The organism is Candidatus Baltobacteraceae bacterium (assembly GCA_036489885.1).
GTDB lineage: Bacteria > Vulcanimicrobiota > Vulcanimicrobiia > Vulcanimicrobiales > Vulcanimicrobiaceae > JAFAMS01.
This window is the reverse complement of record DASXEW010000003.1, coordinates 2,128,061-2,138,843: the sequence shown is the minus strand read 5'-3', so window position 1 is coordinate 2,138,843 and position 10,783 is coordinate 2,128,061. Positions and strand designations below refer to the sequence as shown.

Sequence of the window (10,783 nt, the reverse complement as noted above, 5' to 3'; positions counted from 1 at the left end):
CGGCGGCACCCGTGGCGCCGATCGTCGCGATACAGACTTGTGAGTATCCGTTGGTGGCGGTGCTCAGGAACGAGAAAATGACGCCCTGCTGAGTCGCCGTAAGTTGTGCGACTTGCAGTTCGATCGTCCCGTCCAGAGACGTGTTGTTCGTGATCGAGTACGTCGTGCTCGCGATGAGCAAGTTGTTCTGGCCAGGCGTCGGGGACGCCGCACCCAGAACCGAGTTCGAGTAGATGATCGCGTTGTAGTTGACCGCCGCAGTGAAGCCTTCATGAACGCCACTGAGCAGATACTGACCGTTGAAGTTGGTGTTCTGCGAGATGCGGTTAACCTCGAGCAATAGCTGCGAGACTTCCGCTTGCAGACTCAACTTGTCGGAGTCCGAGGTGACGTCAGAGGCGGCCTCGATGGCGAGATCGCGAATGCGCTGCAGAATGTTGGTTTCGGTCTGCAGTGCGCCTTCGGCGACGGTCGCCGCGTTGTTCATATCCTGAACGTTTAAGCTGCCCTGATCGAATGCTGAAGCTTGCGCTTGCAGCCGGGTGGCGATTGCCAAGCCCGAGGGGTCGTCTGCGGCCGTGTTGACGCGCAGACCGCTTGAGAGCCGAGTCACGGCAGTTTGCAGCATGCCCTGATTACGGTTCAAGTTTAGCGAAACGGCATTCGCCAATAGGTTGGTAGCAACAGAAATGCCGCCAATACCTGGCATAATTGATCCTCCTTGATAATTTGCCTGAAATGCGAGCCATCCATAGCCCGCTGCGTCCCCCCATACGACACCAGGAGGCCCCTCCCCCTGCTTCCCCCACCCAAACTTTAGCTCTAGGGGGGCTTTTTACAAAAGCTTAACTGGTTTGAACGGCGCTCCGCCCCAGGCTCCGCGCCCTGCGCGGGGCCGCCATTAGTGCTCGGCCCATCGCCACTACCGCGAGCCAAGATGGTATCGCCGGCCTTGCAACAACGCAGTTGCCTCAGCCGCGATCGTGATTTTTGTGGCGCGTAGCTCGGGGCCCAGCGCCTTATAAAAAAGGAGAAGCCCCACTCGCGCGGGGCCCCCTTTTGTTACGAACCGGATCCGGGCGCTATCTGAACAGCGCGAGTACCGATTGTGCGTTGACGTTGGATTGTGCCAAGACCGAGGTTCCGACTTGGACCAAGATTTGAAGCTTGGTGTATTCGGTGGTCTCTTGACCCACGTTGAGATCCATGATGTTGGATGCTGACGACGTGAGGTTGACTGAAGCGATGTTGTTGTTGTCTTGATCTTCGCTCAGCCGGACCATGATTGCGCCGAGCTGTGCTCGCGTTCCGAGCAGCTGGGTCAGCGCGTAGTCGACTTGACCGATCGTGTCTTCCGCAGCCAGCGTTCCCGAGCCCGTACCAATCGAGCCGGCAACGTTGATGTTGGATAACCGAAGCGTTTGCGTGTTTGTCGCCTGGAAACCGATCGAGATGACGTCACCTTCGATTGGACCATCTTGAACCGTGAACGCCGGATTGCTCGGGTTTGATGCGGCGCTGACGTATTGCGTGACCTTAATGTAGGTCGTGACGCCGACGTCGAGCGTTCCGATCGAAACACCTGATGTAATTCCGACACCGTCGTACGTGAAGACGACAGCGGTTCCGGTAGCGCCGACCGTCGCAATGCAAACCTGAGAGTAAGCGTTGCTCGCGGAGCTGAGGAACGAGAACACCACGCCTTGTTGCGTTGCCGTGAGCTGAGCCACTTGCATCTCGATCGTTCCGTCGAGCGACGAATTGTTCGTGATGGAGTAGGTGATGCCCGCGACGAGCAAATTGGCTGAACCGGGGGTTGTCGAAGCAGCCAACACCGAGTTCGAATAAATCACCGCATTGTAATTAATTTGCGATGTAAATCCTTCGTGCTGACCGTCGAGCAGATACGCACCGTTAAAGTTCGTATTCTGCGAGATGCGATTGATCTCGAGCAGAAGCTGCGAGATTTCGGCTTGCAAGCTGATTTTGTCCGAATCCGACGTGATGTCGGATGACGCCTCAACTGCGAGATCGCGAATGCGCTGCAGGATGTTGGTCTCTGTCTGGAGCGCGCCTTCCGCGACGGTTGCCGCGTTATTCGCATCCTGAATATTGAGACTACCCTGGTCGAAGCCTTGCGACTGATTCTCGAGTCGCGTGGCAATAGCCAATCCTGACGGGTCGTCAGCGGCTGTGTTGATTCGCAAACCACTAGAAAGTCGGGTCACGGCAGTCTGCAACATACCTTGATTCCGATTTAGGTTTAGCGAAACCGCATTCGCCAGTAGGTTGGTAGCAATGGAGATGCCGCCAATACCTGGCATGTAGTTCCTCCTTGAGTTTTGTCAGGCAAATAAGGGGACGTCCTGTCCCACTAATTGCTGCTATCGGCCCTCGGAGTCTGAACCTTTAGCTCTTTCGCCCGTTTGGCGGCAGGAAGTTTTGCCGGCCCCGGGCGGAGCAGCGCGGCAGTCGGCGTCTGTGTCGACGCTCCGACCTGCAGCTGCGAGGTAGCGGCTTCGCGGTTTTGGCGCTGGATTTCGTCGTAGATCTCCGAGCGGTGCACGGCGATCGCGCGCGGAGCGTCAATGCCGAGCTTTACTTGGTCGCGATCGACGGCAACGACGACAATGCGAACGTCATCACCGATCATGATCGCTTGATTGAGCTTGCGGCTAAGAACTAACATTTGCCCTCCCTGGCTCCCGCATGCGCCGCGGCCACAACGTCCTTGGGCTCCGCGGCATCGGCACGTCCATGTGCCGAGAGAGGCCTTCTTTAGGCCGAGTTAGCTTCCTTTTCGGTCTCGGACCGCGGGATCGTGGCCCGAACCGAGTAGGACGAGTCTTCCAGCATGACCTGACGCGCGATCTTCGAGCGCAAATTGAAGACCAGCGGAGCGAGCAAATTAACGGTCATTTCCTTGGCATCGGGTCCAACCACGCATACGCACATCAGGCAAAAATCTTCGGGCCGCTCGATCTCCATCACGGCCGCCGTAACGGCCGGCAATTGCGGGTCGTAGTCGTTGAACAGCGCCCACGGATCAATCAGCGGTAGCGCGATCTCCGGGCGTTCCAAACTCTGCAGCCAGACGTACGGCTTCTGGTCCTCGAGCGCTAAAACAACGAATTCGCGCAGGAAACTGAATCCCGGCAAGCCCCAGCGGAACACGAAAACGTCTTCTTCGGGCACGGTGATTTCGCCGAACCGCGTCGTGTTGAGGGTTCGCACTATCGGGGCGGCTGCCGTGTTCACGTTGTTCATGAATCTTATATGTAATCCATTAGGGTATGTTGCTCGAGGTGCGTCGTCGTCGAGTACGCGGCCTGGAGTGCGGTCTGCGTTTCGGTGAACTGCGAAACCGCGCTCGGGAAGTTCGCGTCTTCGATTTGCGACTGCGTCGCCGTGTCATTGGTGATCGAGGTGTTATACCGGTTGGTCAGCGTGTTGAGCGTGTCCAGGGACTGCCCCACCGATGACCGGGATACGAGGGCCTGCGTGATGACATTATCGATGTCACCCAGCTGCCTACTCAGATTATCGGTCACACCGGACTGTTGTGTTAGCCCGAAGGCTGCAGAGAAGTTCCCCGAGATATCCGTGATCGTGAACGGCGAGTTCGAGGACAGGGTCAGGCGCTGGGTGCGCTCGTCCCAGGTGGCGGTGATGCCGGTCGTCGCCGTTTGGGCGTTGATCTGAGCGACGATGCTGCCGGCGCCGCCGTCGATCGTGTCCGTGTTCGAGATCGTGAACTGCTGGCTGCCGCTCGTACCGTAATCGAGCTCGAAAGTCACTGAGGGTGGCACCGTCGGCTGGAACTGCAGCGGGGTCGCAAACGAGTTGGCTTGACCGCTGAGGGCGGTCGTAGCATCCAGGATCTGGCCGGCGCCGTTTACCGCCTGCGCGCTCTGGTCGACTGCGTCGCCCTGCACCGACGCCCCCGAGCCGTTGATGACGAGCGGCCCCGAGTCGTTGAGCGTGTTGCGCAGATTCATGAGCACCTGAAACACGTTCAGGCTTCCGTTGGAAGCGTTGAAGTTGAAGGCTTGCTGCAGCGTCGTCGAGAGCGAGATGTTCTCACCGTCTGCGTACAGCTCGCCGCTCTGCGCTTCGTTGCCGCTGAACGTGACGTTATTGATCGGAGTTCCCGACGTCTGGACCGGAGGCACTGCGGCGACGTTGGATCCGCCGAAGAGATACTTCCCGCCGTACTGCGTGTTCGCGAGACCGACGAGCTGCTGAAGAATGCCTTCGACCTGATTCGCGACGCCGAGTTTGTTCGAGGGATCCATGACGTCACTGGCAGCCGATACCGCAAGCTGACGCGCGCTTTGCAGCGCCGACGTTAGCTCGCTCATCACGGAGTCAACCTCGCTGAGCTCGTCGGTCGCCTGTTGCGTGTTTTGAGCAGACGTCGTGGTGTCGGAGATCGTGCTTCGAACTTGGAGATCCTGAGCGATCTGCGAGGGATCGTCCGACGGATTGATGAGCTTCTTGCCGCCGGAGAGCTCGTTGCCGAGCTGCGTCTGCGTGAACATGAGGTTGTCGATCGCGAAGGTTTGCTGATCGAACAGGTTGGTGGTCGATATGCGCATTCCCATGTTACTGGATCATCCCGAGGACGGCTTGGAGCATCGTATCGATGACGGTGACGGTCTTCGCCGCCGCCTGATACGAGGTTTGGTACATGATGAGATTTTGGGTTTCTTCATCGAGGTTGATGCCGTCGATGCTTTGACGCGTCTGATTGATCGAGTTCGCGACGTTGGTCTGCGTCGTCGTCCCGGTCGTCGCGGTTTGGCCGTCGAGGCCCACCTGCGCGATGATCGCGGCATACGCTTGACCGAGTGTTTGCGTCGGTGTCGCGAGGATCGCCGTCGACGAACCGACAGTTGGCGGATTCGTGCTGAAAGTCACGGCTGCCGCGCCGTTGTTCGTCATCTGCAGCGTGATCGTTCCGGTGTTGCGGTTAACCGCCGTGACGACGCCGTTCACCGTCTGTCCGGCTTGGTTTACAAACGTCAGCTGATTGCCGACGTTGATTTCTCCGAACTCCGCAAGTGGAACAGCACCCTCGGTGACGGTCACGGTCGTTTGACCGACAGCCGCCGTGTACACGCCCGCCACAACGCTAGGACCCGCTTGGAACGCGCCGACTTGCGTGTCGATGCCCGGCACGCCGACACTGTTCTGGAACATCTGGGTCATGTTGATCGCGGCCGTGTTGTCGTTCGGACCGAACGCATTGGTGGCGTTTTGGACGACCGCCGCGTTGCCGGCAACAACGAAAACGTCCGCGTTGGATGGGTGATTGTTGGCAAATCCCGCGCCGCCGACCGTGATCACGTTTCCGTTGATTCCCGTAATGACGCCGGTTTCGTAATTCGCGCCCGGATCGACGCCGATCGTTTGTCCGACCGCGAAGCCGGAGACGTTCGCGACCGTGATCTGGGTCGTGTTCGGCGGGCCGGCCGCAATGGCGTCGGTTAGCACCGAGTTCGGAATTCCGTCGATGCCGGCGGCTCCGAGGACTCCCAAGAGCGAGGCCGCGGGACCGGCGGCGGTCCCTGCGCCGTTCGAATCGTCAATCGAGAAGGATGGGCCCGGAACGTACGCCGTGTTGGCGCGTAGCAAGTCGCTCTCGTTGTTCGAATCGCGTGAGAAAACGAGCTGCTGCGCCGTGCTGTCGTACGAGACGTCGACGCCCGCCTGTAGCGAATTGAAGCTCTTTATGAAGTTGTCGATCGAGCTTGCGTCGATTTGACCGGCGCCGCTCGTCGTGCTGTACGTGAACGTCTGAGTAACGCCGTCGACGTTAATCGTCAACGAGCCGTTGAGGGCCGCGGCCGGCGAATTTTGTAGCGTCGGGTTATTGATCAGCGAGGTCGACGTATCGACGGTCTGGTTCGCGGCATTCACCGGGTTCATCAACGTTCCGGCGTCGGTCGAGGCGACCGCTGCGACGATTTGACTCGCGTCCGTAATGCCGACCTTGATATTCGTCGAGCTGATCGCTTGCGAGTTGACGAGCGGCTGCAAGAGGCCGACTCCGGGAACGCCGTTTGCGTCGTAACCGCTCGTCGTGACGCGATCGACTTCGGTCGCCAGCGCGTTCGTGAACGAATTCAGCTGCTGCTGATAAACGCTGAGCTTGTTGTTGTAGAGATCAACGAGACCGGCAAGCTGACCCTGGCCGAGCGGAATTGTCGATGGATTGAGCGGGTTCGGATCGTTCGTGAACCCGATCTTCATCTGCGTCTGCCCGTTGGCTTGCGTACCGATCACGGGCGTGGCGAGCGTGTACGCAACCGTGTCGTTCACCAGCGCAAGACCGTTTACGGTCACGAGCGCCGAGCCGTTCGGTTGCAGATTCGTCTGAACGGAAAGATATTGCGAGAGCTGATCGATGTCTTGGTCGCGCTCGTCTTGGTATGTGTTCGGCTGCTCGCCGGCGGCCGTCTCGGCGCGGATTTGCCCGTTGAGCTGCGCGATGTTTGTGAGCAGTCCGTTGACGGTCGAGATCAAGGCGCTCGTCTGCGTCAGGACCGACGACATCTGCTGCGTGAGTCCATTGCCGGTCGTCGAAATTGAGCTAACGAGCGACTGCGCGCTGCTGATGACGCCCGAACGCGTGGCCGGGTCGGACGGATTGGCTTGCAGCTGCTGGATCGACTGCATGAATGCGGTGTAGGTATCGTTGATGCCGCCCGACGGCTCGGCGAGCAACGACTGGGTAGAAGCCAGTTGGCTCTGCTGAACCGAGTAGTAATACTGCGATGAGGTCGCGTTTCGATACAGCGAATCGTACGAATCGTCGTGGACGCGCTGAATCAGCGACATCAGCACACCGTCGCCGAGCGTGCCCGGTGACGTCAGCATTGGAGCGCCTATCGTCCCTGTTACGGGCGAATTGGGCGTAAGCACCGCCTGCTGGCGTGAAGCGCCGGGAGTGTTGACGTTCGAGATGTTGTTGGATGTGACGTTCTCGGCTTCTTGGTAGGCCGCGAGCGCCGATCCGGCGATTGATAACCCGAAAAAACTCATCCTTGAGTATCCTTGCTAAACCTGGTGGCTGACGATCATGCTGCGATCGGGAGGCGGCACCATGCCGCGCCGTTTATACGTTAGGGGCTGCATTTGAACGCGCCGCATCACTGCGACGATGGCCATGAGCCTCTCCATTGAGCCGAGGATCAGGGCCCGGTTGTTGCTGTTGACCAGATCTAATTTGATCGTGTAGTACTGCAGCTGGCGCATGCGCATCGAGAGCTGCGCACCGATAGCCGGCGGCGCGAACTTCACGACCTTCTTCAGCGACATGTTGCCGAAACCACGCTGCTGCATCGCGCGACGCTTTGCGCGCGTGGAGACAAGGCTCTTACGCGCGGTCTCGACGGCGCGCTGTGTCTCGTGAATGCGCTCGGGCACGTTTTGCACCAGCGCGACGGACATCTCGAGCGCTTTTTCATTCACGGCACCGAATGCCGCGCACTCGTTTGCCAGCGCATCGACGAACGACTCCCACGAATCGTTCATCGCGCACCCGCCTCAGTTAGGCTTGAGCGATATTCTCCACGACCAAGCGCCGCAACATGCGCTCGACGATTTCCTCGGCCGGCACCCAGTAGCTGCCTTCCTCGATCCGTCGCTTGAGCTCGTTGACCAACCGCTGGCGATAGTAGGGTTGCGAGATGACCTGTTCCCGCAAAGCCGTGAGCATCGCAGCTTCGTCGCTCGGTGAAAACGAATCGCTGGCTGTAACGACCTCGACTTCCGAGGCCTGTGTGGCACTGCTCCGTTGAATGACCCGGAGTCTCGCGCGATATACGGCTACCGCCGACTCGATTTCGGCCCGAGTGATGATCATGTGCGCAGGAGGCTACCCTTCTCCGGTCGGCCGTCGCAAACCGGCTAGGGATAATGTCGGGACGGAGAGGCTTCCACTTTAGAGCGGCGATCCAGAGACTCACAGGAGTCCCCCCTTGGTCGAGCTCTTGGCTTCCGTGCCCGCGTTGGCCAAAACGGCCGAGCGCATCTGGGCTTCGATCTCTTTGCCGATGCCGAAATAGCCCGTCGAAGCCATGCTTTGGGCACGCTGATCGTCGAGCATATCGGAGAAAATCTTCTCGCCGCTCGACCGCTTGCCGAACAGGGTGTCGTCCGGTTGGTCCTTGTGCAGCTCGTGCAGCAGCATCCCGACGAAGAGGCCTTCGAACTGCGTGGCGACCTTATGCAGGTTCGAGAGCGCGGCTTGTTGTTCGGCGGTGAGCGGCTTGGCTTGCGTTGCGGCGGTTGGATCGATCGGCATTAGATGATCTCCACGTCGGCTTGCAGCGAGCCTGATTCACGCAGGGCTTGAACGATTGCGATCAGATCGCGCGGCGATACGCCGATGGTGTTGAGCGCGCGGACGACCTGTGCGAGCGTCGGCGCACCCGAGATGAACAGAAGCTTGTGTCCAGATTCCGTGGCTTGAATGCGCGTGTTGGTTTGCGTTTGGCTTTGCGCATTGGTGAACGGACCGGCGGGGACGACTTGGTTGGTCGTCGTGATCGTGATCGAGAGGTTGCCGTGTGCGATCGCGCACGGCGCAAGCGTGATGTCGCCGCCCATGACGACCGTTCCGGTGCGCTCGTTGAGCACGACCTTAGCGATTTCGGATGCATTGAGCTGAAGCTCGCCGGCATCGGCCAAGAACTGTACCTGATTGTTCAAGTACGGTTTGGGCAAGTTCACGTGCACCGTCTCGGCGTCGAGGGCGTTAGCAATCGGTCCGAAACGAGCGTTGAGAACTGCGGCCAAACGTGCAGCAGTTTGATAATCCGGGCTCGTCAGCACGTACGAGAACCCAGCCGGATCCGTGCGCAGATTCGTTTGCATATCGCGCGCGATCACGGCGCCTTGCGGCACGCGGCCGGCAGCGGTAAAGTTTACGCTGATCGAATTGGCACCACCGGCGCCGCCCGTTGCGACGCTGAAGCCGCCGACCGAGACGGGGCCTTGCGCCGTCGCGTACACCAAATTATTCGCGGCTCGGAGCTCGGTCATTACGAGAGTTCCGCCTTGCAGACTCGTTGCGTCACCCATCGAGGAGACGATGACGTCGGCGTTGTCGCCGGAATGCGCGAACGGCGAGAGATTTGCCGTCACGACGACCGCAGCGACGTTGCGCGTGCGAACCGACTGCAGCGCCGTCGAGATACCGAACGACTGCAGAATGTTCTGGATCGTTTGGCTCGTGAAGATAACCTGCGTCGAGTCGCCGGTGCCGCCGAGACCCGTGACGACGCCGTAACCGACGAGCTGGTTATTGGTGACGCCTTGGACACGCGTAACGTCTTTGACGCGTACGATCTGCGCGAACGCGGCAGTCGGCGCGAACGCCGAAAGTAGCGATGCGACGATCAATCCGACGAGGATCCGCGTGGCGTAACGCTTCGCGATTACCATATCCAATCGATGATCCTCTGGAGCATGCCCTTCTTGTCTTCACCCCAGTTGCCGTCGAAGTCGAGCTGCACGTTAGCCATGCTCGTGGACAGCACGCTGTCGGTGTTGTCGATGTCGGCCGGACGGATCGTACCGGTGACCTTCATGTTCTGGGCTTTGCCGTTGATGATGATGCGCTGCGTTCCGGAGACGACGAGTGCGCCGCTCGGCATAATCTCTTGCACCGTCGCCATCATCGTACTTGTAAACGTCTGCGCGTTGGCGCGCACGTCGCTGGTATTGAGCGCTGACTGTGCGCCGATCGAGCTCGGGAATCGCAAGAAGCCGATGCCGGCGATGCCGGTTCCGGCGGCGACACCGCCCGAGGCGGCTTTGCTGCGCGCCATGGTCGACGAACTGTTTTGCGCGACGTTGAAATTGAAGACGATCGTCACGAGGTCCCCAGGCTGATGCGCCTTGAGATCCGGGCCCAAACTGAGCGGATGTCCGGGTGCTACCGGACCGGGCGCCGCAACGTACAGCGTGTCGGCGACGACGGCTTGCGTTCCCAAGAGCGTTGCGAATATCGCGATGGCAGTGAAACGAATCAGTGCAGTCATTGCGTGTCGCCTCCAGGGAGCGTGTATTCGACTTGACCGGGACCGGTGACGACCCCGGAGAGCGCTTTACGCGTCGTCGGATTGTAGACCGCGACGACTTGACCCATGCCGCCGCCCGAGCGCGCGATGACGTCGGCCGAGACCGCAACGGGACCATCGTGCAGAATGTAGACGACGGGTTGACCGGCGATCACGAGTTGGTTGATGCCGGTTTGTTCGAAGTACAGCGGCTTGCCGCCACCGACTGCAACGTTCAACTTGCGTCCGACCACGATCGCGACGTCGACCGGCCCGCGTCCGTTGCTCTCGACGCGGCCGACGGTCACGTCGTCGCTCTTGAGCACCGAGCCGGGTTGGAGATCGTGCGCCGCAACTGCGGTGTGGATGAACGTTACGATGCGATAGCCCGCGAAGATCGTGCGCACCGCCTTGCCGTCGACGTCGATCGTCAGCGGAATAGCGATGTACGTTGGATTGTACTGCGACTGCTGGACTTCGATCGTGACTTTGCCCGCCGGTACCGGTTGATCGGTGAACTTGTAATCTGAACGGACTTCGCGATCCGGCCCGTTGACGACGGCGTGAACCGCCTTGTCGGCGACCTCGATCAAACGCGCAGCAGGGACGACTTGCATCGTCGCCGCCGTTACCGTTTGACCGAACGCGCATGCCGGCGCCGCGAACGCGGCGACCAGCATGACGAGTGCGAAAAACCCTTTCAAGATAAGCCT

Annotated in this window: 12 protein-coding genes; all 12 read right to left on the bottom strand. The window is 59.8% G+C overall.

Annotated elements, in window-relative coordinates:
• Positions 1-646: hypothetical protein (locus VGG22_16600; GenBank protein ID HEY1729990.1), on the bottom strand; the 646-nt coding region annotated here is incomplete at its 3' end.
• A 436-nt stretch (positions 647-1,082) separates the two neighbouring features.
• Complete coding sequence (locus VGG22_16595; GenBank protein HEY1729989.1) at positions 1,083-2,324, bottom strand: flagellin; 1,242 nt, start codon at positions 2,322-2,324, stop codon at positions 1,083-1,085.
• Positions 2,325-2,374: 50 nt separating this feature from the next.
• On the bottom strand, positions 2,375-2,689 hold the full coding sequence (gene csrA, locus VGG22_16590) for a carbon storage regulator CsrA (GenBank protein HEY1729988.1): 315 nt from the start codon (positions 2,687-2,689) through the stop codon (positions 2,375-2,377).
• Between the two features lie 89 nt (positions 2,690-2,778).
• Positions 2,779-3,234: a flagellar assembly protein FliW gene (locus VGG22_16585; GenBank protein ID HEY1729987.1), complete on the bottom strand. Its 456-nt coding sequence runs from the start codon at positions 3,232-3,234 to the stop codon at positions 2,779-2,781.
• A gap of 38 nt (positions 3,235-3,272) precedes the next feature.
• Positions 3,273-4,604, bottom strand: a complete 1,332-nt coding sequence (gene flgL / locus VGG22_16580; protein HEY1729986.1) for a flagellar hook-associated protein FlgL — start codon at positions 4,602-4,604, stop codon at positions 3,273-3,275.
• 1 nt (position 4,605) lies between these two features.
• Positions 4,606-7,047 (bottom strand): flagellar hook-associated protein FlgK, encoded by a 2,442-nt coding sequence (gene flgK / locus VGG22_16575; protein ID HEY1729985.1) that lies wholly within the window; start codon positions 7,045-7,047, stop codon positions 4,606-4,608.
• Between the two features lie 15 nt (positions 7,048-7,062).
• A complete protein-coding gene (gene flgN, locus VGG22_16570; protein ID HEY1729984.1) occupies positions 7,063-7,539 on the bottom strand; it encodes a flagellar export chaperone FlgN in 477 nt (158 codons plus the stop codon).
• 16 nt (positions 7,540-7,555) lie between these two features.
• A complete protein-coding gene (locus VGG22_16565) occupies positions 7,556-7,870 on the bottom strand; it encodes a flagellar biosynthesis anti-sigma factor FlgM (protein ID HEY1729983.1) in 315 nt (104 codons plus the stop codon).
• A 99-nt stretch (positions 7,871-7,969) separates the two neighbouring features.
• The gene (locus tag VGG22_16560; GenBank protein HEY1729982.1) at positions 7,970-8,311 is read right to left on the bottom strand and encodes a rod-binding protein; all 342 of its coding nucleotides are present in this window, start codon (positions 8,309-8,311) and stop codon (positions 7,970-7,972) included.
• Positions 8,311-9,453, bottom strand: coding sequence for a flagellar basal body P-ring protein FlgI (locus VGG22_16555; GenBank protein ID HEY1729981.1), 1,143 nt, complete (start codon positions 9,451-9,453; stop codon positions 8,311-8,313). Before VGG22_16555 ends, VGG22_16560 begins: the two co-directional genes overlap by 1 nt.
• Entirely contained in the window at positions 9,447-10,052 is a 606-nt protein-coding gene (locus tag VGG22_16550; protein HEY1729980.1) for a flagellar basal body L-ring protein FlgH, read from the bottom strand. Before VGG22_16550 ends, VGG22_16555 begins: the two co-directional genes overlap by 7 nt.
• The gene (flgA, locus tag VGG22_16545) at positions 10,049-10,774 is read right to left on the bottom strand and encodes a flagellar basal body P-ring formation chaperone FlgA (protein ID HEY1729979.1); all 726 of its coding nucleotides are present in this window, start codon (positions 10,772-10,774) and stop codon (positions 10,049-10,051) included. The genes VGG22_16550 and flgA overlap by 4 nt, the downstream gene beginning before the upstream one ends.
• Positions 10,775-10,783 lie beyond the last annotated feature (9 nt).

Bases quoted from the DNA above. Each gene is read 5' to 3' on its own strand.
- VGG22_16595 (HEY1729989.1), bottom strand. From the start codon at position 2,324: ATGCCAGGTATTGGCGGCATCTCCATTGCTACCAACCTACTGGCGAAT.
- csrA (HEY1729988.1), bottom strand. From the start codon at position 2,689: ATGTTAGTTCTTAGCCGCAAGCTCAATCAAGCGATCATGATCGGTGAT.
- flgL (HEY1729986.1), bottom strand. From the start codon at position 4,604: ATGGGAATGCGCATATCGACCACCAACCTGTTCGATCAGCAAACCTTC.
- flgK (HEY1729985.1), bottom strand. From the start codon at position 7,047: ATGAGTTTTTTCGGGTTATCAATCGCCGGATCGGCGCTCGCGGCCTAC.
- flgN (HEY1729984.1), bottom strand. From the start codon at position 7,539: ATGAACGATTCGTGGGAGTCGTTCGTCGATGCGCTGGCAAACGAGTGC.
- VGG22_16565 (HEY1729983.1), bottom strand. From the start codon at position 7,870: ATGATCATCACTCGGGCCGAAATCGAGTCGGCGGTAGCCGTATATCGC.
- VGG22_16560 (HEY1729982.1), bottom strand. From the start codon at position 8,311: ATGCCGATCGATCCAACCGCCGCAACGCAAGCCAAGCCGCTCACCGCC.
- VGG22_16555 (HEY1729981.1), bottom strand. From the start codon at position 9,453: ATGGTAATCGCGAAGCGTTACGCCACGCGGATCCTCGTCGGATTGATC.
- VGG22_16550 (HEY1729980.1), bottom strand. From the start codon at position 10,052: ATGACTGCACTGATTCGTTTCACTGCCATCGCGATATTCGCAACGCTC.